The organism is Acetobacter lovaniensis, assembly GCF_014207635.1.
Taxonomy (GTDB): domain Bacteria; phylum Pseudomonadota; class Alphaproteobacteria; order Acetobacterales; family Acetobacteraceae; genus Acetobacter; species Acetobacter lovaniensis.
In genome coordinates this window covers 13249-39630 of record NZ_JACHIE010000004.1, presented here as the reverse complement: position 1 = coordinate 39630, position 26382 = coordinate 13249, and the positions used below count along the sequence as shown (strand labels likewise).

Annotated in this window: 21 protein-coding genes and 1 pseudogene; 19 read left to right on the top strand and 3 right to left on the bottom strand. The window is 51.4% G+C overall.

The window, feature by feature from the left end:
* The first annotated feature begins 5 nt into the window (after window positions 1-5).
* The 15 genes from HNR55_RS06075 to HNR55_RS06005 all read left to right on the top strand — a co-directional run bounded on the left by HNR55_RS06075 (window position 6) and on the right by HNR55_RS06005 (window position 18765).
* On the top strand, window positions 6-2066 hold the full coding sequence (locus HNR55_RS06075) for a hypothetical protein (protein ID WP_166114230.1): 2061 nt from the start codon (window positions 6-8) through the stop codon (window positions 2064-2066).
* Complete coding sequence (locus HNR55_RS06070; RefSeq protein WP_166114233.1) at window positions 2038-2931, top strand: class II aldolase/adducin family protein; 894 nt, start codon at window positions 2038-2040, stop codon at window positions 2929-2931. Before HNR55_RS06075 ends, HNR55_RS06070 begins: the two co-directional genes overlap by 29 nt.
* Entirely contained in the window at window positions 2928-3707 is a 780-nt protein-coding gene (locus HNR55_RS06065; RefSeq protein ID WP_166114236.1) for a glycosyltransferase family 2 protein, read from the top strand. Before HNR55_RS06070 ends, HNR55_RS06065 begins: the two co-directional genes overlap by 4 nt.
* Window positions 3704-4504 carry a glycosyltransferase family protein gene (locus tag HNR55_RS06060; protein ID WP_166114239.1) on the top strand — a complete coding sequence of 267 codons (801 nt, stop codon included), beginning with the start codon at window positions 3704-3706 and terminating at the stop codon, window positions 4502-4504. Before HNR55_RS06065 ends, HNR55_RS06060 begins: the two co-directional genes overlap by 4 nt.
* On the top strand, window positions 4501-5232 hold the full coding sequence (locus HNR55_RS06055) for a glycosyltransferase family 2 protein (protein ID WP_166114242.1): 732 nt from the start codon (window positions 4501-4503) through the stop codon (window positions 5230-5232). The genes HNR55_RS06060 and HNR55_RS06055 overlap by 4 nt, the downstream gene beginning before the upstream one ends.
* Before the next feature lie 119 nt (window positions 5233-5351).
* A complete protein-coding gene (locus HNR55_RS06050; protein ID WP_166114245.1) occupies window positions 5352-5837 on the top strand; it encodes a PI-PLC domain-containing protein in 486 nt (161 codons plus the stop codon).
* A gap of 34 nt (window positions 5838-5871) precedes the next feature.
* A complete protein-coding gene (locus HNR55_RS06045) occupies window positions 5872-8055 on the top strand; it encodes a YfhO family protein (protein ID WP_166114248.1) in 2184 nt (727 codons plus the stop codon).
* 10 nt (window positions 8056-8065) lie between these two features.
* Window positions 8066-8485 (top strand): hypothetical protein, encoded by a 420-nt coding sequence (locus tag HNR55_RS06040; RefSeq protein ID WP_166114251.1) that lies wholly within the window; start codon window positions 8066-8068, stop codon window positions 8483-8485.
* Window positions 8486-8713: 228 nt separating this feature from the next.
* Window positions 8714-9166, top strand: coding sequence for a hypothetical protein (locus HNR55_RS06035; RefSeq protein ID WP_184382612.1), 453 nt, complete (start codon window positions 8714-8716; stop codon window positions 9164-9166).
* A 7-nt stretch (window positions 9167-9173) separates the two neighbouring features.
* Window positions 9174-10421: a TolC family protein gene (locus HNR55_RS06030; RefSeq protein ID WP_166114257.1), complete on the top strand. Its 1248-nt coding sequence runs from the start codon at window positions 9174-9176 to the stop codon at window positions 10419-10421.
* Window positions 10418-11569, top strand: a complete 1152-nt coding sequence (locus HNR55_RS06025; RefSeq protein WP_242005517.1) for an efflux RND transporter periplasmic adaptor subunit — start codon at window positions 10418-10420, stop codon at window positions 11567-11569. Before HNR55_RS06030 ends, HNR55_RS06025 begins: the two co-directional genes overlap by 4 nt.
* A complete protein-coding gene (locus HNR55_RS06020) occupies window positions 11569-14640 on the top strand; it encodes an efflux RND transporter permease subunit (RefSeq protein ID WP_184382603.1) in 3072 nt (1023 codons plus the stop codon). Before HNR55_RS06025 ends, HNR55_RS06020 begins: the two co-directional genes overlap by 1 nt.
* Window positions 14640-15314, top strand: coding sequence for a response regulator transcription factor (locus HNR55_RS06015; RefSeq protein ID WP_184382600.1), 675 nt, complete (start codon window positions 14640-14642; stop codon window positions 15312-15314). The genes HNR55_RS06020 and HNR55_RS06015 overlap by 1 nt, the downstream gene beginning before the upstream one ends.
* The gene (locus HNR55_RS06010; RefSeq protein WP_166116948.1) at window positions 15311-16663 is read left to right on the top strand and encodes a sensor histidine kinase; all 1353 of its coding nucleotides are present in this window, start codon (window positions 15311-15313) and stop codon (window positions 16661-16663) included. The genes HNR55_RS06015 and HNR55_RS06010 overlap by 4 nt, the downstream gene beginning before the upstream one ends.
* A 503-nt stretch (window positions 16664-17166) precedes the next feature.
* A complete protein-coding gene (locus HNR55_RS06005; protein WP_166116950.1) occupies window positions 17167-18765 on the top strand; it encodes a B12-binding domain-containing radical SAM protein in 1599 nt (532 codons plus the stop codon).
* A gap of 484 nt (window positions 18766-19249) precedes the next feature.
* Here the strand turns inward: HNR55_RS06005 and HNR55_RS06000 are convergent.
* A pseudogene (locus HNR55_RS06000) lies at window positions 19250-19954 on the bottom strand (response regulator transcription factor).
* Window positions 19955-20211: 257 nt separating this feature from the next.
* Here HNR55_RS06000 and HNR55_RS05995 point away from each other — a divergent pair.
* The 4 genes from HNR55_RS05995 (at window position 20212) to HNR55_RS05980 (ending at window position 24033) form a co-directional block, all read left to right on the top strand.
* The gene (locus HNR55_RS05995; RefSeq protein WP_306309601.1) at window positions 20212-21558 is read left to right on the top strand and encodes a sensor histidine kinase; all 1347 of its coding nucleotides are present in this window, start codon (window positions 20212-20214) and stop codon (window positions 21556-21558) included.
* 192 nt (window positions 21559-21750) lie between these two features.
* Entirely contained in the window at window positions 21751-22551 is an 801-nt protein-coding gene (locus HNR55_RS05990) for a sulfite exporter TauE/SafE family protein (protein WP_166116954.1), read from the top strand.
* A gap of 377 nt (window positions 22552-22928) precedes the next feature.
* Window positions 22929-23114, top strand: a complete 186-nt coding sequence (locus HNR55_RS16895) for a hypothetical protein (protein WP_242005651.1) — start codon at window positions 22929-22931, stop codon at window positions 23112-23114.
* Between the two features lie 205 nt (window positions 23115-23319).
* Window positions 23320-24033 carry a VIT1/CCC1 transporter family protein gene (locus HNR55_RS05980; RefSeq protein WP_166116955.1) on the top strand — a complete coding sequence of 238 codons (714 nt, stop codon included), beginning with the start codon at window positions 23320-23322 and terminating at the stop codon, window positions 24031-24033.
* A gap of 210 nt (window positions 24034-24243) precedes the next feature.
* On the opposite strand, the gene HNR55_RS05975 is transcribed toward HNR55_RS05980, so the two are convergent.
* Both HNR55_RS05975 and HNR55_RS05970 read right to left on the bottom strand, forming a co-directional pair.
* Window positions 24244-24609 (bottom strand): type II toxin-antitoxin system PemK/MazF family toxin, encoded by a 366-nt coding sequence (locus tag HNR55_RS05975; RefSeq protein WP_166116957.1) that lies wholly within the window; start codon window positions 24607-24609, stop codon window positions 24244-24246.
* A 59-nt stretch (window positions 24610-24668) separates the two neighbouring features.
* Complete coding sequence (locus tag HNR55_RS05970; protein ID WP_166116959.1) at window positions 24669-26300, bottom strand: flagellin; 1632 nt, start codon at window positions 26298-26300, stop codon at window positions 24669-24671.
* Window positions 26301-26382 lie beyond the last annotated feature (82 nt).

Sequence of the window (26382 nt, the reverse complement as noted above, 5' to 3'; positions counted from 1 at the left end):
GGAGCATGGCGGTACTGAAACTGCTGTCGGGGATGTTTCTGGGGTCAAGCTATTTCAGTTCCCTGTTCTTCCCATTTTTTGAAAACTTTGCAACCAATCCCTTTCAAAGCCCGTACGTAATCTCGTGGCATGAAGGAGATGCCGCGGCCTTTCCCTACCCGGCTTTCATGCTTTACTTCATGGTGGCCCCCCGCCTTTTGATGGCCCCTTTCGGTGCGGCCATGTGGCCTCTGCCGCTCAAGTTTCTTCTGTATCATATCCCGTTATTCGTCGCGGATCTGACCATGCTTGCGGTGTTTATCCGCTGGTTTCACGGTCGTAGCCGACGGGTTATCCTGCTGCTGTGGTGTTCCCCGGTCCTGTTTTATATCAGCTACATTCATGGACAACTGGATGTGGTGCCGATCTCGCTCCTGAGCGTTTCGCTCTATCTGCTGTTCCGGGAGCGTCTGACGGGTTCGGCCATTGTTCTCGGCCTTGGTCTGGCGGCCAAAACGCATCTGGTCATGACCTTACCGTTCTTCCTGCTGTATATCTGGCGGCACCGGGAGCGCACACAGGCCCTGTTGAGCTATGTTGGCCTGGTTGTGTTGACCTTTGTTCTGGTTAATATGCCGTTCCTGTTCGACCATGCTTTCCGGCATATGGTGTTTGAGAACCTTGAACAGAAGAAAATCGGGCAGGTTGCTTTCCGTCTGGCACGGAATAGCCCCGAATTTTACGCCATTCCGGCGGCTTACATACTCCTCGTGTTCTATGCCTTGCGGATAAAGATACAGAACCGTGATATTTTCATCATGTTTCTGGGCTTTGCTTTCGGGGTTATGCTGCTTTTCATTAATCCCATGCCCGGCTGGTATTACTGGGTTGTACCTTTTCTGGTTTATTTTTTCTCGCGGGCTTCTCTGGTCCAGTGCCTGCTGTTTGTGGCCCTGCAATTCTCATACCTGCTGTATTTCGGGTTAAGCCCGACTTCGGATTATCGCGAGGTTTTTCAATCCGTATTGCCGCAATTTGCGCAGGGGCCGAATCTTTACACCCTTTTTGCTTCTGCCGGCTTTAATGCACCCATGCTGTCTGATGGGGCGTTTACGTTGATGCAGACGCTGCTGATAGCCAACTGCCTGTGGATTTACTGGCGTGGCATCAAGGCGCTCCAGTATAACAAGTTCAGTTCCCATTCATTTCTGATCGGGATTGCCGGGGATTCAGGGAGTGGCAAGTCCACCCTTACAGAAAACCTTCTGGAACTCTTTACCCCCAGCCATATGACGGCTCTGTGCGGCGATGATATGCACAAGTGGCAACGCGGGCATGCCAAATGGAAGGAATATACGCATCTCAACCCCAAAGGGAACGAGTTGCATCAGGAGTTGCACTACCTTGCTGCCCTGCGGCAGAATATGACCATCTTCCGGCGGCATTACGACCACACGACCGGCGAGTTTACAGAGGCTATTGCCATCACGCCCAAGCCACTCATGGTTATGGAAGGGCTGCATACCTTTCTGCTTAAACCCACCCGGACCATGCTGGACCTCAAGATTTTCATGTCACCGGATGAAATGTTGCAACTGCACTGGAAGATCCAGCGCGACATGCTGAAGCGTGGCTACAGTAAGGAGCAGATTATTGCATCGGTTGAGGCACGGCGGACTGATGCGGAGCGCTATGTTAAAGTACAGGCCCATGCGGCGGATATTGTTTTTACTTTTTTCCCGATAGAACCCATTGGTGATCGTTTGGGCGATCTGGACTACAATCCGGCGGTGGGTCTGCGGATTATGCTTTCCAACAGGTTTTATCTTGACCCTCTGCTGGATGGAATTTCCGCTCTATACCAGCAGAACGTTAAGCATTATTACGAATGTGAAAACTGGCAGATAATCGAGTTCATGGACTTCCTTCCATTTGAGGCGATTGAACAAATTGGAGAAAAGTATGTCTCTGACATCCAGGACTTCGGGATCTACGCACCAGCCTGGAAAGGTGGATGGGAAGGCGTGCAACAAATTATCGTCGCCTACATTATCTTCCATGACGGAACCCGTTTCCCCGAATTCTGACGGCCTGCACAAGCTGGCGCATATCTCTCGCCAGCTTGGTCGCAACAAGGCGTTTGTGCAGGGTGGGGGCGGGAATACCTCGTTCAAAAATGATGCCCACTGCATGTGGGTCAAGGCGTCCGGGAGCGAACTGGCGCATGTAACCCCCGATAACGGCTTTGTCGCAGTTGATTATGCCGGAATACGGAAAGGCTTGTCAGCCTGCGGGACTGAGTCGGAGTATACGGGCCTTGTCCGTTCCGCCATTTTATCTGAGTCTGATGCTGCAAATGTACGCCCTTCCATCGAGGCAGGCTTTCATGCACTTCTGGGGCCCTGCGTTCTGCACAGCCATTCCGTCATCACCAATCTGCTCGCCTGCGCCAAGGACGGCGCTGCGCTAACTGCGGCCATTCTGCCTCATGCTGTGTGGGTGCCCTATGCGTCTCCGGGGCTGCCGGTTACGCAGTCGGTCATGGACAGGATCATAGCCCTGCAGGCCCTTGCCAACGGGACGGCGGTGCTGCTCCTGCAAAACCATGGGCTGGTTGTGGCGGCGCATACGCCGGAGGAAGCCTGGCAACTACATGAAGAGGTGAATGAGAGCGTTCGTTCCCATTTCCATCTGCCTCCCCCTGTTGTGGAAGAGGCCCCCTTCTGTGCAGCGGATGCCGAGCACCTGCTTTTCCCCGATCAGGCTGTGTATCTGGGGCACGAAACCCTGCGTCTTTCCAAGGCGGGGGAAGAGACACAGCAGGCTTATAATTACCTGCGCCAGACCATGCAGGCACTGGGTCTGGCACCGAATTTCCTTCCTGTGGAAGAAGCCGATTTCCTTCTGAACATGGAAGCAGAGAAGTACCGCCAGAAGGTCGCAAAATCATGAATGAATGGCAACTGATCATCCCCATGTCAGGATTGGGGTCGCGCTTTGTGCGCGCGGGTTATACAGACCCCAAACCCCTGATCACGCTTGATGGTCGGCGTCTGATCGAATGGGTGCTGCGCATGTTCCCCGGTGCGGAAGATCCGCTGTTCATCTGTCGGCGTGAGCATATTGAAACCACCCCGATGCGGAGCATTCTGACCGCTCTGCGCCCCAAGGGGCGCATTGTGGTTATCGAAGGCGCCAAGCTTGGGCCGGTTGATGCCCTGCTCAAAGCCGAAGATGCCATTCCCGATAACCGGCCCGCGTTAGTGAGTTACTGCGATTACTACATGCACTGGAATTACGCCGCTTTTCGCGGTGCAATGGAGGCGGTGGGGGCTGCCGGGGCAGTACCGTGCTATACGGGTTTCCACCCACACCTGATGCCCGAAAAAAACCTGTATGCCTGTTGCCGCGTAGATGGCGAAGACCGGATGCTGGAAATTCGGGAAAAATACAGCTTCGAAAAAGACAAGACACAGGCCCGTCATTCGCCAGGGGTCTATTATTTCAACTCCGGCGCGACCTTGAAAAAATATGGTCATCAGTTGATGGCACGCGAAGATTCCCTGAACGGTGAATACTATGCGAGCATGATTTTCAATCATCTGGTCGCAGATGGATTGCCCGTCTACGCCCCGGCCAATGTCAACCATTTTTGCCAGTGGGGCACGCCACAGGATGTGGATGAATACCACTACTGGACCAAAATTGCTGCGAGACTTGCCAAATGAACATTCTTATTCCCATGGCAGGAGCGGGCAGCCGTTTTGCCCAGCAGGGCTACAGCCTGCACAAGCCGGTCATCCCCACAACACTGCGGCGTACAGGCACAAAAGTACCCATGGTGGTTGCCGCCGTAGCAGACCTGCCAATCAACCCGCAGGCAGCAGGGACAAACCTGACATTTGTGGTCCGCGACTTCCATATTCGTGATGGAGTTACGGAGACAATCCGCAGCTACTACCCCAACGCGGATTTTATTCCCGTGGACCGCCTGACAGAAGGGCAGGCTTCCACCTGCCTGCTGGCCCGTGAACGTATTAATACGGACCAGCCCTTAATGATTGCAGCCTGTGATAACGGCATGGACCTGCTGCCCTCAGCTTTTGAACAGGCGGCAGAACAGGCTGATGCACTTATTTTCACCTTCCGGCAGAACGAGGCAGTCTGCGCCAATCCCCATGCCTACGGCTGGGTGCGGACAGAAGGCGATAAAGCACTTGGTGTGTCCATCAAAACACCCATCAGCGACACACCGCAGGAAGATCATGCCGTAGTTGGCACTTTCTGGTTCCGCCGGGGGTGTGACTTTGTTTCCGCAGCCGATGCCATGATTGCCGCAAACGACCGGATTAATGGCGAGTTCTATGTGGATCAGGTGTTCCGTTACCTGATTGAACAAGGGCTGAACGTGCGCGTCATCGAAATTGATCGGTATCTGTGCTGGGGCACCCCGGCTGATTACGAACTTTACGAAAACACGATCCAATACTGGGTTGATTTTCTGACGGAAGAAAAGGCACGATGAGCCTCCTTTCCATAGTGATCCCCTGCTATAATGAAGCAGGCAATATTCCCCTGATTTTCCGCCGACTGCGCGAAACCCTTGGGTCGCGGCAGGATGTGGAAGTCATTCTGGTCGATAACGGGTCTGGTGATACCTCTCCGGCCGTTTTTGAGCAGGAAATGGCCACACACGCAGATCCGCGCTTCCGCGTTGTGCGGGTGCCGGTCAATCAGGGCTATGGTTATGGGATCACACAGGGGCTTGCCGCTGCACAGGGGGATGTTCTGGCATGGACCCATGCGGATATGCAGACCGACCCCAAAGACGTGCTAACGGCGTTTGACCTGTACCAATCCCTGCCTCCGGCGCAGCGGATTATTAAAGGCAAACGGCGTAACCGCCGCCTGCTTGAGGCTCTTTTTACATTCGGCATGCAATGCGTGGCTTCTGCGGCACTGAAGGTAAGGCTGGATGATGTGAATGCCCAGCCCAAACTCTTTTCCCGTACATTTTATGAGCGTTATATCCGGCACGATGCCCCCAAAGACTTCTCGCTCGATCTCTACCTGCTCTATCAGGCGCGCCGGAATGGTTATGAGATTGTCACCATCCCGGTCGATTTTTCCCAGAGGCTTCATGGCGAAGCCAAGGGGGGCGGAAGCTGGAAAACACGCATCAAGCTGATCCGCCGGACGTTTGCCTATATTTTTGAGCTGCGGAATACCCTGATCACCGTCGTAATGCGCTGACGCAGATCGAAGCGACACCAGTACGGTTCGGGGTGGAAATTGATCTACGGAACCACGGGAACGATATTCTGGTGACGCATGATCCGTTTATGACCGATGCACCCCGGCTTGAGGAATGGTTGGAACAGTACAAGCATCGCTTCCTGATTGCCAATGTCAAGGAAGAAGGCATGGAAGAACGCCTTCTGCCCCTGCTTGAGCAGTATGGGGTTCAGGATTTTTTTATTCTTGATGAGAGCTTTCCGTTTATTCGCAAATATGCGCGCGCGGGAGTGCCCAACTTTGCCCTGCGTGTATCAGAATTTGAAGATTACCGGACAGCTCTGAACCTTGTCAGTGACCTCAAAGTCGTAGAGCGCCACGTGGACTGGGTCTGGGCAGACAGCTTTACGGGAAATCCGTTACATGCCGACGTGATGAAAGCCTTACGAGACGCAGGTTTAAAAATCTGCGCAGTCTCGCCCGAGTTGCACCATGTTCAAGAACCTGATGTATGGGACAATCTTGTCCTGAGCATGCAGGGTAAATTATCAGATTTGAATATTATGCCAGAAATGGTTTGCACCAAGTGCCTCACACTCTGGGAAGATTTTTCAAATGCGTAACAGGCAGAACCTACGGATTTTTTGAGGAAACAAAATGTCTGGTAATAATAAAATCTATACCAATCTGGTGTTGAGTTTCCTTGTCGGAATAATTCTTTCTGGCATACCTTTGCTGATTGATGGGAACGCATATTATCGGGATGATATGCAGACCCAATATATGCCTACATTTTACTCTATCGGCAGCATGCTTCTGAACTACCATCAAATTCCATTTATGACCACGCATAGCTGGTTCGGTGGGAACATTGTTGGTGAGTTTCAATATGGTATATTTAATCCGGTAGAATTGGTTCTGTATTCTTTTCTGCCCATTATTCAGTCCTTATCGGGTGGGGCTGGGTTTCTGGCAGTTATCCATTACGGCATGCTCTCTTCTGGCATATTTTTTCTAAGCAGAACTCTGGGTATTTCTAATAAATATTCATATCTTGCTGCTATTACCGTTGTTCTGAACAATTTTATTTTTTACTGGTTTGCAGAAAGCTGGTTTCCTGAATTTTCTTCCATAGCGTTCATGGTATGGGCTGTAGCATTTGTTTTTCGGGCCAAAGATTCAAAGTGGGATTTCTTGGCTGCTGTTGTTGCGACATATCTCACCATTACAAGCGGCTTCCCGCAAACGATCGTCGCTTTTGGTTTATGTGGTCTGATCTATTCAGGCATGGAAATATACCAAAACAGAAACCTGCCTTCCTGTTTACCTTTTCTTTCCCTTTGTCTGGGAGGAATGGCGGCTTTAATGGCTGTTGTGCCGACATTGGCTATGGTGCTGATTTCAGACAGAACCAAATCCGATATGACAACCGTGACGTCCATGATTCCAAGTCTGGGCGATTTGCTGGCGGTCTTCAACCCTATTCATCCCTCACATATTCTGTATCCGACAGAGATGAATATTAAAGCATCCATATACTATGTGGCGTGGTTTGTTTTGCCAGCATTGATATTTACCAACTGGCAGTCGGTACGACGTATTCCACAAAAAAATATATGTATTTTCATTTATGTTATTGTATTTTTGGTTCTGACACAGGGGGCAGGGGGCATCAATGTAATGAAGCTTCCTATTAGATTTGCAGTATTTTTCCAAATTTTCCTGACTCTGGCCACACTCTATCTGTGGAGCCATTACAGGGGTAAAGAATTATCTAAAGTGAAAGTATACAGTTTTATATTGGTTCTGATAGTAACAGGGATAATGTCAATTCTGCAATATCCGCATAAAATTATTGGTATTGCTCTTGCCGTCGCTCTGTGCGTATATTTTGGTTTGAAATTTGCACAAAAAGATTTGAGTTTGGCTAAACTGATTGCCATGACTCTTGTGCTTGCGGTTGTCTCTCGCGTGTCCGGTGGGGGATATAATAATCTATTTCCAAAAGCAATTTTATACCCTGAAATATCCCAAAACATTAATTTAAATACAACTGATACCGATTATAACATGTGCCTTATTTATGATGTGTATAATGATACTTGGATTGTAAAAGGGAGTGACTATATAAAATACATCTGGTTCGGCAATATGGGGCTTGTTTCCGGGCGACCGAGCGTTAATGGGTATTCGCCAATCAAACAGTATGCTTTGCAAAAAAGATTTTTCCGAATGGTTCAGGGATTTACGCCGATAGAGTCCGGAATAGCTGGTCTGGAACTGGAGTCCTCTACCGGAATGTCCTTTTTTGATCTGATGCGTGTCAAAAATGTCATCGCTACAAATGGGCCGCAGGTTGACGTCTTTATGCGCGAAAAACCGTCTGACTGGCAGGAGCTGGCTGCAACTAACCCGTATACCCGTACCTTTTCTCACACTCTGCCGAATGAAAAATTGCCGGGAACATTATCGTGGCCGGTGAATGGTGTATCCGTTGTGGAAAGCTCGACTGCCAGTGCTGCGCTTGAAACACTGGCTATTACATCTCGCAGTAAAGGTGTGAACAGGCTTATTTTCGCCCGGACTTCCTGGCCGGGTTATGAGGCGGTCTTTAATGGTGTGTCTGTGCCTGTTTCCACGGTTGCAGGCTTCCTGCTGGCGGTAGATCTACCCGATGATGGTTCAACAGGAATTGTGCAGCTTACTTATCATGTGCCCGGTATACGCATCACGTTGCCTCTGTTTGGACTGAGTATTGTTCTGACAATTTTGATTATGAACATGAATTTTTTATGGAATGGACTTTACAGGATTCCTTACAGAAATAAAGAAGAGGCATAGAGAGGCCGTTATGGACCGCATGATTTTTCTTAAAATAACCTTGTTATTTCTTGCAGTTTCAGTCGTATCTCCTTTGTCGACGTGTTTTGCTGAGGAAATGTTTGTATGCAACAATGCTGGTATCGCAAATAAATACTGGGGTTATATGAATGAAAAAGTACAACTGGATCAACATATAAACCGGGAGTATATTGATAGAATTTATAATATTTTCATTCATGATGATTCTGAATATGTCGATCCCAAGATAGATCAATGTATGTGGATAGAAGGGAAGGATTTAAGCTTTTTTACAAGCGATGGATATGGCGCCTTGGCTGTAACTGATGGTGTGCATGATATATGGTTCAAAAACAAAGCGTCTTTTGGTTGGATTAATTCTCAATTTTATAGTTATTTCAAAAAGACTATTTCGAAAAATCAGGATTAAAAAATAGAGTCAAGGGTTTTTAGGAAGTCTTCATCTTCTACAAAACTCTGGGCAGACAGTCTGCCTTTAATATCCCTCCTGTTCTGATTTTCTACTTTTTTCATGTCGTTCAGGTTCACGTCATTTTCCCCTGTTATGAAGGTTATGACTTTCAACAGGGTGATTATGAACGTGAGTGTAAAACGAGGACAGGCAAATACCGCAAACCAGTTCGCCCGTTATGGGGTCATGATCCTGTGTCTGGTTTGTGTGAGTCTCCGGCCCGCCCATGCGGACGATGCTGCAGATGATATTTGCAAAACTGCCGGGCAGGGCATTCGCCTTCATATTGATGGCACTTATGGTGGATACCCCTTTTCCGTATTGCGTGATGCGGTATTGGGTGGTTTGGCCTGTCCATCCGACGCACTGCAATTGCAGGCCTTTGCGGTTATAGCAGTCCCGCCGCCACATCTGCGGATCACCGTCATGCGGCCTTTGGGGCAAGGGCAGCAGGGTACAATCTCTGCCATGCTCTATGCTCAGGGACGCTTTGTCATTGGGGAGCGGATGTCACTCTCCTCTTTCTCCCGCACACAATCTCCGGCTTCAGTCAAGGCAGACATAAACCTCGTAACCACGAATTTATGGACCGATCTGGCGGCGCGCATCACACATCACAAGCCCATTATTCCTCAGTGATTGTGCCATGAGTCATCCAACGTGGTCCTTCCTTTTTGTGGGTGTGGCTTTCTGGATTGCAGGCATGTCTTCCCTACAGGCCCAGACATCCCAGAAAATGCTGTCCTTTCATGATGCGGTCAGCATGGCCTGGAGCATTGACCCCGTGCGTAAGGCACTTCAGGTGGGGCATCATTCCGCCAAAGCGCGTGCCAGTGCGGCTGGCTCCTGGTTTGCGGGTGGGCCAACGCTTTCGGGCGAGTATATGGATGATCATGCGATAGGCAGTAATGAGGGATATACAACCTATCAGGGTGGTCTGTCCGTACCGCTCTGGCTACCGGGGCAGGGGAGTGCCACCCGCGAGGTCGCTGGTGCGGAATCTGAATCCATTAATGAGCAGCTTAATGTCGAGCATATGGTGCTTTCGATCAAAGTGCTGGAAGCTGCCGCCGCATTGCAGATCGCGCAGGCGCGCCTGAATGTAGCAAACGCGCTGTACAGTGCCACAAGCCGGATCAACCAGAATGTGACGCACGCAGTGCATGCAGGCGAACTGGCTCTTTCTGACAGCCAGATGGCACAGGCAGGACTGGAAAATGCCCGCAACGAACAGACCCTGGCGCAAGAGGCCATGAATAATGCCCTTGCCGAGCAGGAAGTCCTGCTGGGGCGTGCCAGTGACGTGGACTTTAGTAGTGGTGATGGGCTGGCACATGCACGTTTTGTGGACCCTCATGATATGGAAGAGAACGACCCGCGCATAAAAGTCGTGCGCCATAATGTTGAGGCAGCGGAAGCAAACATGAAGCTGGCGCGCCGGTCTTTTATGCCTAATCCCGAAATTGGCATTGATGCCATCCATGAAAAACAATACGGCAGCCCATGGGATGACCGTGTAGGCATTAACTTCAGCGTTCCGTTGCCGAGTGAAGTGCGTAATACCCCCATCATGTCCGAAGCCAGCAACCGGCTGGCCACGGCCAATAGTGAGGAAATACAGGCGCGCCGTATGGTGCATCTGGAAATTACGCGGGTCCGCGAGCGCCTTATGGCGGCAACAACCGCCCGGCAGACCATGCGCACAGCCGCAGACAGTCTGGAAAAACGCGCCGTGGCGCAGGAGCGGGCATGGCGGGTTGGTGAGGTCGCCTTGAATACGGCCCTGCAAGCCCGGCAGGAAGCCTGCAACGCCCAGATGGCCAGTGCGCGGGCAGATATAGAATGGCGTGTTGCAACCATCCGCATGCTGCTTGCCATGGGCGTCGTGCCATGAAAAAACTCCTGTTCCTTTGCTTTGCAAGCGCCTTCCCGCAGTTTTCCGCCTATGCCGCAGAACAGGCGTTACCGGCCGATATCTCCCTTGATGCCGCTGCGGTCAGCCATGAAGGAATTACGGTTTTTACCGTTGCATCTGGCACGGTTTTTCCGACCATACCGGTCGTCTGTCAGGTCATGCCCGACACCACGCGGCTTGTGCACATTCACCCTGCTGGCAGTGGTAAGGTACTCGCAGTGCTGGTCCAGCCCGGAACACATGTGCGCTCCGGACAGCCATTACTGCGTTATCAGGACCATTCCCTGCACGTTGCCCAGTTGCAGGACGCACAGACACAGGCAGCCCTGAATGCTGCCATTGCAGCGCAGCATGATGCAGCACAGGCTGTACAGCGTGCGCAACTGCTGGCGGGGCAGGCCGTATCCATTGCCGAGTTACACCGCAGACAGGATGCGCTGGCGCAGGCCAATGCCAATGTGCGGACCCGTCAGGCCGATGCCGATACGCTGGGCCATCGCTTCAAGGAGGAGTTCAACTCGGTTTCGGAACAGGGCGGACGTAAAGGCCGGGACGAAACGTCTACCCTGATTGCCCCTGTGGATGGCGTGGTGCAGACACTGGATGTGAGCGTTGCGGCAGACCTTTCTCCCGCACAGGATGTCATGACACTGGCGGATCTTTCCAGCGTATGGATCGTCTCCGATGTGACGCCGGAGCAGGCAGCGCACATTCAGCCCGGTGCCCGGCAGAGCACGGAGACAACAGCAGGACCGGTTGTCTCACGCATTAATACGGTGGGCGCAATGGCCAGTGCCCTTACGGGGCTGGTCAGGCTGATCAGCGTTGTACCCAACCCGACTGGCGCACTGGTGCCCGGTATGGTGCTCAATGGAACACTTTCCGAAAAAGACGGTATTCGGGGTCTGGTCGTGCCCTCCGAAGCCATACAGAAAATTGCAGGCCAGTCCATTGTGTTTGTCCAGAAAGACAACACACATTACCATCCGGTTGTGGTGGATGTTGTCATGGACAATGGTGAGCAGGCCGTTATCCACGCAGGACTGAAGGAAGGGGAACACGTTGTAGCCCACGGCAGCTTTGCGTTGCGCTCCGTTGTGGAGCTGGCCGGAATGGACGCGGACTGATGGTAGGTCAATACCTGCAAGCGCTGCTGCGCAGCCGTCTGCTGGTCATGGGGGGGCTGGGCCTGTTCATGGCTGCCGGGGTTATGGTGGTCATGGGGCTGCCGGTGGAGGCCGTGCCCGATATTTCTCCCAAGCAGGTCCTTGTGTCCGTTGTCGCCCCCGGCCTTGCGACCGAAGAAGTGGAAAAACTGATTACATTCCCTGTGGAAACAAGCATGACCGGCATTCCCGGCATGACGGATCTACGCTCTGTTTCCCGCAGTGGGGTTTCGGTTGTTTACGCACAGTTCGCTGATGATACGGACATCAACCTTGATCGCACACGTGTCAATGAACGGATCCAGCAGGCCCGTGCGACCATATCCGTTCCCGGTATTACACTCAGCATGGGGCCACTTGCCACCGGCATGGGTGAGATCATGCAGTTCCAGATCAAGGGAGCGGGGCATTCACTTACAGAACTGAACCGTCTGATGAACTGGGTAGTAGTGCCCCAGATGCGTCTGGTGCCCGGTGTGGTGGATGTAAACGTGAACGGGGGTGGAGAGGAAACATATGAAGTCACACTGGATCAGGCACGGCTGATTGCCAGCAATCTTTCTGCTGGAGACGTCTACCGCGCTGTGGATGGCAACAACGCCGCATCTGGTGGTGGGTGGATTACACACCATGCCGAGCAGCAGATTGTTGTCGGTCGTGGGCTGGTGCGCAGCCTGAATGATTTTGGAAACATCCCGGTCCGGAGCAACAGTGATGGTTCCATCCTGCGCCTGAGGGACCTTGGACATGTGGGCATGGGAATGCGCACCCGCCTTGGTGCAGTCACCCGCGACGGACAGGGTGAAATCGTCATTGGTGTGGTGATGATGGAAAGCGGGGCAAGCTCGAATGCAACGCTGGCGGCCATAAAGGACGCCCTGCCCCGCATCCGGCAGTCCCTGCCGGAAGGCGTTACGCTTGACCCTTATTATACCCGTGCCACACTGACCGACACAACCATTGCCACAGTGCGTGACAACCTGCTTATGGGGGCCGTGCTGGTGCTGGGCGTGCTGGTTGTTGTGATCGGCAACTGGTGGGCAGCTCTGGTTATTGCATCCGTTATTCCGGTAGCTCTTGTCACAACCATGGCTGGCATGCGGTATTTTGGCATTTCAGCCAATCTGCTGAGCCTTGGTGCCATTGATTTTGGCATGATTGTTGATGGCTCACTTGTTGTTGTCGAGCATATTCTCGCACGGCGGGAAGAGGAACCTGATGTGGACTTCACGGCTCTGGTTATCTCATCCGTGCAGCAGGTCATACGCCCGGTAGGGTTTGCCATACTTGTCATCATCATGGTGTATCTGCCGGTGCTGACGTTGCAGGGCATAGAAGGACATATGTTTCGCCCTATGGCGCAGACTGTCATTATGGCGCTTCTGGCTTCCCTGCTGTACTGCTTCACCTGTGTTCCCGTTCTTTCCGTTTTGCTGCTGGGGCGCGTGCGCCCTAAAGGCGAGACGTATCTGATAACCACCCTGCGCGCCCCCTACGCCACCATGGTCGAATGGGGGAAAGGCCACCCCGGCATTCTGTTTGGTGGCACTCTGGCCATTCTGGTGCTCTCCGCCGGATTGGCAATACGGCTGGGCGGAGAGTTTATTCCCCAACTGGATGAGGGGGCTCTAACAGTAACAACAACGCGCCTGCCCTCGGCATCCTTAAACACGGTGCTTGCATCCGTTTCTCTGCAGGAGCAGATCCTCCGCCGTTTTCCTGAGGTCAAAGCCGTGGTCAGCAATACCGGCACCTCCGCCATTCCAACCGACCCGATGGGCGTGAACGAAACAGACAGTTTTATTTTTCTCAATGACCCATCAACCTGGAAAACAGCGCACACTCAGGCCGGGCTGGTTGCCGCAATGGATGAAACCCTGCGGCGGGAACTCCCCGATGCGCTTTACTCCTGGAGCCAGCCTGTCCAGATGCGTATGGACGACCTTCTGTCGGGTGTCAGAACCCAGATTGCCGTGTCCATTTATGGTGACAACCTGCAAACCCTTGCCAGATTAGGCGATCAGGTGGCTGCGGCCATGTCTGGCGTGCAGGGAGCAGCAGACGTGGCCCCTGCGGGTGATGGCACCGTGCCGCTGATTGTCATTAACGTGGACCGCATTCAGGCGGCCAGCCGCAATGTTGCCATGCAGGATATTCTGGATACGGTAGAAGCTGTAGGTGGCCACATAGGACGCCCCGTGACTGTTGGTAATGCCATGATCAGCACTCAGGTCCGGTTTGATGCCCGTCAGGTCGCGTCCATTGCTGCCATCAGCGCACTGCAGATCAGGCGGGCTGATGGTCTGGGGCGTGTCATGCTGTCACAGGTTGCGCATGTGCATGAGGTGGACGGCCCGCCACGTATCAGCCGGGACAGGGTGCGCAGGCGCATGGTCATACAGGCCAATGTCAGGGGCAGGGACCTTGCTTCCTACGTGGCGCAGGCACAGGCCCGCGTCAGGCAGGAGGTCAAACTCCCCGCAGGTTATACAATGGAATGGCAGGGGCAGTTCCAGAACCTGCAATCCGCCACACGTCGGCTGGAGCTTGTTCTGCCCATTGCTCTGGGGCTGATTTTTGCGTTGCTGGTTCTCGCGTTTGGTGCCCTGCTTCCGGCCCTGCTCGTGTTTATCAACCTGCCGGTGGCTGCAACCGGCGGCGTTATTGCCCTTACACTCAGGGGAATGCCGTTCAGTATTTCCGCTGGTATCGGGTTCATTGCCCTGTTTGGCGTTGCTATTCTTAATGGCGTTGTGCTGGTCAGTGAAATATCAGCTTTGCGCGCCAGAGGCATGCAGGTTGCTCAGGCTGCTTTCAGGGCTGCCCAGTCGCGCTTCCGGCCGGTCATGGCTACGGCTCTTGTGGCAAGCCTCGGATTTTTCCCCATGGCGTTTTCCCAGAGTGCCGGAGCAGAAGTGGAACGGCCATTGGCCAGTGTTGTCATCGGTGGGCTTGTATCCTCCACTCTGCTGACGCTTCTGGTGCTCCCTTTGCTATATGCCCGGACCGTGCGGGAAAAGGAGCAGAGTTAATGCGTATCCTTATCGTTGAAGATGAACAGGATCTGGGGGCGGCGGTACAGGAACGGATTGGTCTGGAAGGGCATGCCGTGGACTGGTTCATGACACTGGAGGACGCCCGGGCGGCCCTTGCTGCGGTAGAGTATGACTTCATCTTGCTGGATATGGGATTGCCAGATGGCCATGGACGCGAATTACTGCGTGAAATCCGCCAGACATCGCGCAATGTTGCCATCCTGATTACCACGGCAGAAGACCAGATTAGTGACCGGATTACCGGCCTGTCTGATGGGGCGGATGATTACATCGTCAAACCATATGATCTGAACGAACTGGTCGCGCGGATTGCGGCTGTCGCGCGCAGATATGTCGCACCCCGTAAGCAGGTGATCCACCACCTTGGTGAACTGACCATTGACCGCGAAAACCAATCTGTCTCGCGCAATAACCAGAGACTGGACCTGACAGCCCGTGAGTGGGCTATCATGGAACTGCTGTCGCGCAATCCGGGCAGGATTTATTCGCGCCAGCAGATTGATACCGCACTCTATGCCCTCGATCATGAGGTGGACAGTAACACCGTGGAGGTTTTTATCAGCCGTTTGCGCAGAAAAGTAGGGAATACGGTCATACGAACCATACGTGGCCGTGGGTACTGCCTGAATGACAAGAAGCACAACGTATGAAAAGCTGGAAGCTTTCGACACGCATTGTCAGCGGCATATTGATGGTGGTCATGCTGGGCATGCTGCTGCTGAGCACGGCCGTGGGTGGGTTTACCCGTTATGAGGTGACGGAAAGACTGGATAATTCCTTGCAGGAAGTCTCTGAACGCCTGCAGACGATTGTAGCGGACCGGGTGCGCAACCAGACCTCTGTTTCCGTCGCATGGTTACCAGAAGTTGGCCCCCGGACACTGGCCTATCAGGTGCTGGATGATGCAGGGCATGTTGTACTGCGCTCCCAGAATGCCCCCACTACTCCTTTTGTGCAGGATGGCAAGGTCGGGTTTGTCAACGTGGCGCAGTTTCGTGTTTATGTCGCAGCCCCCTCGGCTGATCATTACCATGTTCTTGTGGGGGAGCCTACGTTCCACCGGCAGGAGGCCGTCCGCCGGGCAATCATGATTTCCATCGTCCCGATGCTGCTTTTTATGCCGGTCATCTGGCTGCTAGTGCGTCTGATTGTGCACCGGGCCCTGCGCCCCATGGACCGTCTGCACGATGAAATGCGCGCCCGTGGGAGCGGGAACCTCCGCCCCATTCTCTCCCTGAACCTGCCAGATGAGCTGCTTCCCATCCAGCGTTCCGTCAACACGCTTATGGAACGACTGGAAACCGCCTTATCGACTGAACGTGCGTTTGCCGCCAGTGCAGCACATGAACTCCGTAACCCGCTGGGCGCACTTATGGCGCAGGTGCAAATGCTTGGCCGTATGCTCCCCGCTGGCTCGGAACTGGAAGAGCGCGTGGAACTCATAGCCAGCCGGACCCGCAGACTGGCCCGGACTGTAGAAAAACTGCTGCAATTATCACGTGCATCCTCCGGTATTGCATTCCGCCGAGACCGTTTTGATCTTTTGGCTGTCATACACGTTCTGGTCGATGACCTTTCCTGCAACGTGTATGGTGATGTGCATATTATTTTAAAAACAAATGAAATATCAAAAATATTTGTCTATAGAGACATGGATGCCACGGGTATTCTGATCCGTAATCTTCTGGAAAATGCCCTGCTGCACCGTCATGCGGCAACACCTGTTATTGTAACGGTTTTGCCCGATGGTTGTATAGACATTACAAATGATTGTGTTGCTTTACCTCCGGAAACTCTGGCCAGATTGACAAACCCGTTTGTACGGGGTGCTCACGCAGTGCATGGTAGTGGGCTGGGGCTGGCTATTGCCAGTAATATTGCCAAACAAATGGACGCTACACTTTCGCTCTGCTCTCCCCTTGCCGGAACAACACGTGGTTTTGGTGTTTCCATCCGCTTTCCGGATCTGGAAATCCAGAATGAAGAACAGGGTGATTAAGACAGGCCGCCAATAGTCATGCCTGCTCAGGACAGGATCATTCTGCTCCTGACCTTTCCCCGCAAACACGCAGAGGACCAGTAACACCACTACATATCTACATTGCAAAAGAGATTTTTTCACTTCCGTGATCTAAATTAATAATTCCCAATCTTTGTGCAAACATATTGTGTGTTGATAAATAGTGTCGTATATTCTATTATAAATAATAACAGATCAGTGTGTGAGTTTTTCACAATAACTGCTTATATTAAATACAATAATTCACAAAATAATAAGCAGTTGTTTGCGTGCGACCCTCATACAGGAGCTGGAATAAAATCAATCATGCCGGGCATGTCTTCTCACCCAGATCGCCACTTCAACACTTACCCCAAAGGGAATCCCTTCATGTTCTTGTTGCAGAGGATCGGTGTCTTTTGTGAAATCACTGGGTTACAAAATAAACGGCATTTTACCTGCACTGACGATCAGACAACCTTGCAACAATGGCGGTTTGCAGCATGACTAGTCTGTGCAAGATTCTGATGATCTTTCCACTTTTCAACGCAGGGTCATTCTGGAATTATAAGGAAACCTGTGCTCTGACCGGCGCGCGCTACCCGGCGGCGCCACTCGGTCTCATTACCGTTGCAGCCTTACTTCCTAAAAACTGGGAAGTAAGGCTGGTTAACCGTAATACCGAAGACCTGGCTGATACGGATCTTGACTGGGCGGATATCGTGATGACTGGCGGCATGCTGCCCCAACGCAACGATACTCTCTTTCTAATCGAGATGTGTCGCGCTCATGGTAAACCAGTGGTGGTCGGTGGTCCGGATGTCACATCCAGTCCTTTTCTCTACGGCACTGCCAACTTTCAGGTTCTGGGCGAAGCTGAGGAGATCATGGCCGACTTTATCACCGCCTGGCAACGTGGTGAAAGACGTGGCACATTCAAAGCCCCAATGGGCAAAACAGATGTTACAAAAAGCCCTCTCCCCCGTTTTGACCTGCTGAAACTCAACCAGTACCTGCATGTTGGTGTTCAGTTTTCGCGGGGATGCCCGTTCAACTGCGAGTTCTGCGATATTATCGAACTGTATGGCCGGGTTCCCCGTACCAAAACCAACGCGCAGGTCATAGCTGAACTTGATGCCTTGTACGTGCTTGGCTATCGTGGATATGTGGATTTTGTTGATGATAACCTTATTGGTAACAAAAAAGCGTTAAAGACATTCTTGCCAGATCTCAAACACTGGCAAAAAAAGAAAAACTTCCCCTTTGAATTTTCAACTGAAGCATCTATCAATCTTGCTGATGATCCTGAACTGTTGCGCAGCCTGTCTGACACCAACTTCTTTGCCATTTTTGTTGGGATAGAAAGTCCGGATACGGATTTACTTGTCCTGATGCAGAAAAAGCAGAACACACGGCGCAGCCTGCAACAAAGCATTGAAACAATCCACGGGGCCGGGATTTTCGTTAATGCGGGGTTCATTGTCGGGTTTGATAGTGAAAAAGGCAGTGTTGCCCACGGTATGATTGATTGCATTGAAGAAACATCAATCCCGGTCTGTATGGTCGGCCTGCTGTATGCCTTGCCCACAACCCAGTTAACACGGCGTCTATTGGCCGAAGGGCGTCTTTTTTCTGGCGACGAACAAACACAGTCTGGAGATCAATGCACGGCAGGTCTGAATTTTAAAACAAATCGTCCACGTCAGGATATATTAAACGACTACAGGACTGTTCTGGCAACAATCTATGCTCCTTCGGCCTATTTTGGTCGCGTGCGCAGGCTTGGCCGGATGTTAAGGCGTGAACGCGCCCACAGGATGATAAAAGGAGATCTGCGCAGCTTTGTCCGTCTTATCACCCGTATCCATCAAGCAGGACCAGGCACTGCCGGGTCATTCTGGCGCATGTTGCTGGACTGCGCCTTGCATAATCCTAAAGCCTTGCCGTACGTTATTATGATAAGCGCACTTTACCTGCACCTTGGTCCTTTTTCACGACAGGTCATTGCTGAAATTGACCGAGAAATTACGGATATAGATCGTGGTCTCTGGCATACACCGCCCCTGAAGCATCTCATCGAACCAGAACTTGTACCTGCCTGACCTGTTTGAAGAAGTAAGCGTGATGCAGCATCATTGTCGCATGTATTTTACAGTCAAACGCCTTTTATACAAATTGCAGCGCACGGGTGCCATTTCGCTCATGAAAATATACATGGAACTGATAAAGAGAATATTTTTTTGATTTTATTATATTTTTTGAAGGGTATTCATTTCAATCCACGCTATGTCAGCATCATTCAGGGCCTTGTTTGTCAGTTTTTCTGCTTTCGAATACAGGCAGGTTGATGGCAGTCTGTTCAGTTTTGCATCATGTTTGAATGGATACGTTCTTCTGAATGAACGAAAAATCCAGTCTTTCTCCAATACATTGTGATAAAATCAAAATCCTTTTTCACTGGATTTATACAACCATTATCATGGTACAATTCGTGACCTCGAATGTATTGGGGCTGTTTCAGAACTCGCTCTTCCTGCTCCAAGATCATGAACCTCATTGAAAGATGGACGGGCATTTCAGCCTATATCAAACAATATCACCCACGTTCGCGCTCATAACATAACCACTCCCTCTGACGGTATGAAGCAGAGGGGGAGCATCCTGCCCCAGTTTTTCCCGCAGGCGACAAACATGTGTTTCAACAATATTTGTACGAACCGGAAAATCCATATGTCAGACATCTTTCAGCAACATCTGACGGGAAAGAACTGTGCCGACATTACGCATAAAATATTCAAGGAGCTTGAACTCCTGTGGTTGCAGAAGAATTTTTTCTCCGTTACGGGTCACGACCAGTGTCAGCAAATTCAGCTCTACATCATCTACATTCAGGATTGCCGTATTCGGGAAAGAGGATGCTCGGCGGAGCAGAACCTGCACACGCGCAACGAGTTCAGGCAAGGCAAAAGGTTTAACCATGTAGTCATCCGCACCATGCCGTAAACCGGCTACGCGGCTTGGCACATCGTCCATGGTGGTCAAGAACAGCACGGGTGTCATAATGCCCTGAGCGCGCATACGCATAAGAATACTCAGCCCATCCAGACCCGGCAACATCCGGTCCAGAATAATGACATCCCATGGCAGGGAGAATACATAATGCGATCCGTCATTTCCGTTTGTCACGGAGACGACATCAACCTCGCATTTTTCCAGCCCCTGTTGCAGGTAATCCGTCGTAACAGGGTCGTCTTCAACCAACAGCAGGCGGGGACGTGTGACCGATGTCATGACTGTAGACCAATCACCAGTTTTGCATCTTGCTGAAAGCGCATTCTCTTCTGTCTCACGGTATCAGGATCAGTTCTATATGGCACTACCTATGATACAAAACCGGGCATGATTGGGAATTTTTTAATTTATCAATTACTGGATATGGAACACACCCTCACCTTCATACCTTGCGAGATTACGACAATGCGTCATTATACTCCATGATATTCGGGAACAGATCACTCAAACGCCAGAGTGCCGCGGCACGGCGTATCATGGCCACAACATCGTTTCGTATTGTCACGCTGTTTACCAGTCTTTTTATACTGGGTGGCACGGTCATGACCGTAACATCCGGCCTTTACAGCCAGTCCACCCTGCGCCAGCAAATCCTTCAGGCGGTAGAAAACGAGGGCTACGAGACATTTGCTGATGCAGGCACGGCAGATGTGCGCCACCTCCTGCCTGTTGTGCAGGGGCTGATCGAACATGAACCCGGCTTTCATTATCTTCTCCAAGGCCCTGGTCAGGGAGTTGTTACGGGTAATATGCTGCACCTGAAACCCATAGCAGGAGAACGCTGGCTAACCTGGTCCCACCGTCTGCCAAAGGAAGAAAATCAGAACATTGTTTACGGCATAGGCTACCTTCTGGATGATGGCGGTTATTACTTTGTCGGCATGGATGCCTCCTCTCTGACGCATTTACAGCATGCCTTGTGGACTACACTCCTATGGGGAGTTGCCGGTTTCGGGTTGATGGGAATGGCTGGCGGTCTTTTCCTGAGCAACCTGATCCTGAAGTGGATCGAAACCATAAACAGAACGGCGCGCAGCATTATGCAGGGGGACATGTCGCGCCGTATTCCTCTGCGTGGCACGAATGATGAGCTTGACCATCTCTCTGAAAGCCTCAATGCCATGCTTGATCAGAATGAATTCCTGATTGCCAGCTTAAAACAGGTTTCCAATGACATTGCACACGACATGCGCCGCCCACTGGCCCGCATGCGCCAGAACCTTGAACGTGCCAGTCTGGCCCGTTTACCAGCCGAAAACATGCAGGAGCAGGTCGAGCTTGCGATTGTGGAACTGGATGCAGCACTGAAAATATTTTCCTCCCTGCTCAAACTCGCCCAGCTTGAAGCAGGCGCATGGAACAAGGAAATGGAACTACTCGACCCTGCTCAACTGCTGGAATCCGTGCTGGAACCCTATCGTTCCGTCATAGAGGATCATGGACAGCACTTGCTCGCCCCACCTATGCCAGCCTGCCCTGTCATTATTGGGCATCCGGTGCTTTTGCGGCAGGCTTTCTCCAACCTGATTGAAAATGCCATACGGCACACCCCCAGCCAGACCACCATTACCGTGGCCATTAAGGTAATGGGCAACAATATCCACATAGAAATAACCGATAACGGACCCGGTATTCCGGACGAGGCCATGCTTCGGGTTTTTGATCGTTTTGTCCGGCTGGATACAAGCCGCACGCATGATGGCAATGGACTTGGGCTCAGTATGGTCAAGGCGATCATACAACTGCATGCAGGTACAATTACCTTGTGCGATCATAAACCCGGTTTACGCTGCATGATCTCACTACCTATAAAAACTCATTAAGAAATCATAATTTATCGTGGATGTTATTATATGACTTCCTTATTCCAACCGCACTTTGGCGGAAGATTGGGGGATTGTAAGCTGACACCGCCAGAAGCCTGAGCCAGATGTGGTGCCCAACCTACATTTTGAGACGCAATTGCATGCAGTGCTCCCAATATGCAGGAACCAACATCCGGGGTCTGATAACGAATGCTCCTCTGGCTCCTTATTCTGGTTGCATCAATCGCAGCATTTGGCCTGAGCGCTGTATCCGGCGGTGGGGCAGGACTTATTCTGATGCCCCTACTGGGGTTGGTATTGCCGGGTAACCAAGTGCCTGCAACCCTGTCGATCGGCACAGCCGCCAGTTCCGCAGCGCGCATTCTTACCTTCAGGCATGCAATCCGGTGGGACATTGTCCGCCATTTTGCCCCCACGGCATTACCGTTTGCAGGACTAGGCGTCTGGGCTCTGAGCTGTATGAACCCGGCTTATCTTTCCCTCCTTCTGGGCCTGTTCCTTATGGGGAACCTACCGCTTCTTTTTCGTAAACCCATGCCCAGCCGCGCTGTTGCGACAGTTCCTGTTGCAAAACTGCATATGCCGGGGGCTGCGGCTGGCTTCATATCCGGTTTTACGGGAGCCGTTGGTCTGGTTTTTAACGGGTTCTATTACCGGCTGGGTCTGCGGAAGGAGGAAATTATAGCAACCCGCGCAGCCAACGAAATCCTGCTACATCTGCTCAAAATCATTCTTTACGCTGCATTGGGCCTGCTCAGTGCCCATGCAACTGTTGCGGGGCTTGTCGTGGCAATGGCCGCAATCCTGTCTTCCATGGGCATGAAGTACCTTCTGCCTTATCTGCATGACCGCCTGTTCCACTATATTGGTCATGCAGCCATGGTGATAGCCGGTATCATGATGGTAATCATTGCTGGTGAGCAGATTGCACAACAGGAGAACATTACCGTTTATTTCGCCCATGCGGATGAAAGAACTCAAAGAGATTAACTGACTGTCTCATTGCCCTGTCGTACCATGGAAGGATGACTGGTAAATGTGCATTTGATGATTCAGGATACTGATTCCATCGACGAGCAGTCAGGGCTGATCGAGGGCCAGATCCCTGACGTTAGTATTGTTCTGACTTGCGCAGTTCTGTTTTTTTGGTTCCGCGCACTTAACCGTGTTGACGGCACTTTGTTCAGGTTCGTGTCATATTTGCATGATAGGATTAACGGGATGAAAGACAAATCCAGTATTTCTGCAACGCGCTATGATAAACCAACAATTTTTCATTGGGGTGTGCAGTCATTATCATGGTGTTGTTTGCAACCGCGACGGTAGGGAGGTTGTTTCAGAATCCGCTGCACCATCAAATAGTAGTCATGCCTCTGACAGCAGGAATAGTTTGGGGCGTTCTGTTCCCCGCTCGGCTGTTGTGGCGTCTGGGGTGGGGGAGCGTATTCGTGCCGTTTGATGCCATGCTGGCGGGGAGTGTGGCATATGGCCTGTATGGACGGGTCTTGCTGGAAATCCAGCTTGGTTATTTGTGGCGGCGGGGTAATGGGTAATCCATGAGTTTCCTGCCCTGTCAGATCAGGCCACCTTTTGGTAAATTTTCCGCATCAACCATGAACTGGTTACACGGGTTGTAACAATGAAATGATTGACTGATTATCGTGCTGGCTACAGGTCATGTGCTGGCCGCATGTTTTCATGACTTTATTCTCAAAGATAATGTTTTTCAAAGAATGCTTGTGACAGAGGATCATTCCGATGCATACAGAAAGTAATATACCGGCATACACCAAGGAAAACCACGTAACATCCCGACTAGGGTGGTTACGTGCCACGGTTCTGGGGGCTAATGACGGGATCCTGTCAACATCCAGCCTGATTATTGGCGTTGCCAGCGCTCATGCAACACAGGCAAGCATTCTGCTGGCTGGAATTTCCAGCCTTGTGGCCGGAGCCATGTCTATGGCGGCTGGAGAATATGTATCCGTCAGTTCACAGGCAGATTCAGAAAAAGCAGACCTGAACCGTGAGAAAAAAGAGCTTAGTAACAGTTGGGATGCCGAAGTCAATGAACTGGCCAGCATATACCGCCAGCGCGGGTTGGATGATGCTCTGGCGCACGAGGTTGCCCTCCAGTTGATGAAGCACGATGCACTGGGATCTCACGCGCGGGATGAACTTGGCATTTTTGAAGCAACAGCCGCGCGTCCGGTGCAGGCTGCTTTTGCATCCGCAGGTGCGTTCTCATCCGGCGCCATACTGCCTGTGCTGGCTGCGTTGATGTCTCCAGCAAACGTGGTCTCGTGGACTGTATCAGCCGTATCCCTGATAAGCCTTGCTGTGCTCGGGATTGTCGGGGCACGCGCTGGTGGTGCTTCTCCTTGGCGTCCGGCAATGCGGATTCTGTTCTGGGGCATTGTGGCAATGATTGTAACTGCTGGCATCGGGAAGATGTTTGGTGTGCAGGCTTGAGGTTTTCTGGTCTTTCATTGATCTTGTTTAAAATGCGATGGGTTTTCTACGCTCTGTCGTCCGTTCAGTCCTGAATGTGGCAGATAAGGAGTGTACTGTCTGGTGAGCTATGCAGGGTGTCCCCCATTTTATGGGGAAATAGACGGATACGATGCTAACGTTCAGTGAGTTGCAATCATTGTCCGTCTTAACTGGCGACACATGCTAAAATTAACTAAGGGCAAGGCTTACTTTAATTGCCTGATCTACTTTTTCCATAACGTGTTCTGGCAATCTGGAGATCACGACAGATATACGGTTTTTGTCGATAGTTCTAATCTGTCCACACTCAATTACTGAGTCATGACCATTGTTCCCTCGCTCTTTTGATGTGACAGGTACTTGTATTGGTAGGTTTTTATTCTGGTTATGATCGGTCAATGGGACAATGATTGTCATGGGAGAAAATTTGTTTCCCACATCATTCTGTACTATGAGGCAGACAATATCTTTTCCATTCCGCTCTGTTCCAAGAGCACCCTTTAGATTGGCCAGTACGACATCACCACGGCGGAGAGTGTTTAAATTAAGTGACATATTCAACGCTTTGCAAAAAATTATGGACCTTGCTGATGCAAGGCCCATAACCCTTTAGATTACTGGAAGAGAGACAGAATGTTCTGAGACTGACCATTCGCAATCGTCAGGGACTTGATGGCCAAAGACTGCTTGGTTTGCAGGGAAGTCAGTTTTGCGCTTTCGGCGGCCATGTCGGCATCGGTCAGTGCACTCACACCGTTTGTCACAGCATCTGTGAGGGAGGACGTATAGGTGCTCAGGCCAGACAGCGTGTTGCTGTAGTTGCCAAGGTTCTGCATGACGGAACTCATGTTGGTGATGGCAGACTGAATGGCAGAAACTGCGGTTGTTACCCCCCCTTTAATCCCAACAGCTATCTGGTCGGCAGCGGAGCCGTTCGTGGCTGTAATTGCTTTAATCGCTACAGAAGTTCCGGGAGTGTCCGCAGCATCAGATGAAGCAGCATTGCCCTGAGTAACAGAGAAGGTGCCAGCGGTCGCACCGGGAACTGTGTAGGTTAACGTAGAGCCGCTGGCGGTTAGACCCGTGATACCTGCATTGGCAAGAGCCGTAGCAACATCGCTAGCAGTCGGAGTAGTGGAACCAACGGTAATTCCGATATGTCCGCCTGTTGTTTTGCCGTTGGTCAGATGAGCAGTGCTGGTTACAAGTTCATAGGTGGTGCTACCGATTGTGAATTGATCACCTTTAGCTGACCCGTCAGCTCCATCGCCCACAGCAAATGTTGAGCCTGTAAGAGTATGCGTCTGAGATGTAGCAATTGTAGAACTGAGAAGGGTGCCAGTAACATCGGTTGCTGGGTCAGTTCCTCCTGTATAGACGGCAATGGAATTGTCGCTGTTGAGAGAAGCGTTGACGCCAGCGCCATTCATGGAACTGACCAAAGCTGACAGAGCATTTTTGGTCGAAAAACCGCTATCAAGGCTAACTGCAATATTTGACGAAGTGGAAACACTTGCACCACTTTGTACAAATTCAAAAGTTTTCCCGCTAATCGTAACAGTTGAACCAGCGGTGGTGCCGTCACCTAACGAAATCCCACTAGGCGTCAGATTACCTGTCTGCAGTTCAGCAACATTGTTTTTATTAAGAGACGAAAAAATGCTCTGCGTGGAATCTGCCGCGCTACTACCGGCAGCAGAGTTGCTTGTAAGGCCCAGAGCATCCACGAGCGTTGTGTTGGAGCCAGACATTGTTTTGAAAGTCTGTGTCTGTCCCTGCACATTCGCAAGAGTCTGCAAGGTCGTGCCATTGTAAGCATTCACAGCATCGCTCCCGCTGGTCAGCAGATTGACACCAGAGAACGTGGCGTTGCGCGCATACGAGTTAATGCTATCAAGTGTGCTCAGAATCTGGGTAGCCATGGCGCTGGCGTCAGTTCCGGTCTGGCCTGCTGTGGTGACGGTATTCTGCAAAGTTTGCAGAGAAGATACAATTTTATTGCCAGCAGTATTGGCGGTGGCAACGACCTGAGCACCAAGAGAAAGAGAATCAGATACGGCAGTCATACCCTGTAAATTGCCGTTCATTTGTGCGGCAATAGAGTAAATAGCCGGGCTGTCGGCAGCGTTATCAACTTTTTTACCGGTAGAAACTGTGTTTTCTGTTTTGCTCAATTCCGTCTGCGTAGCATTAAGTGCTTCAAGAGCGACCAGAGACGACGAGTTGTTGTTGATCGAGAGTGACATTTTCGAACCTAACCTCTAGGTTTCGAAACACTTCGGCCAACGGCAGAAAATCGTTTGTGTATTGTCGTAAAAGGTTGTCACG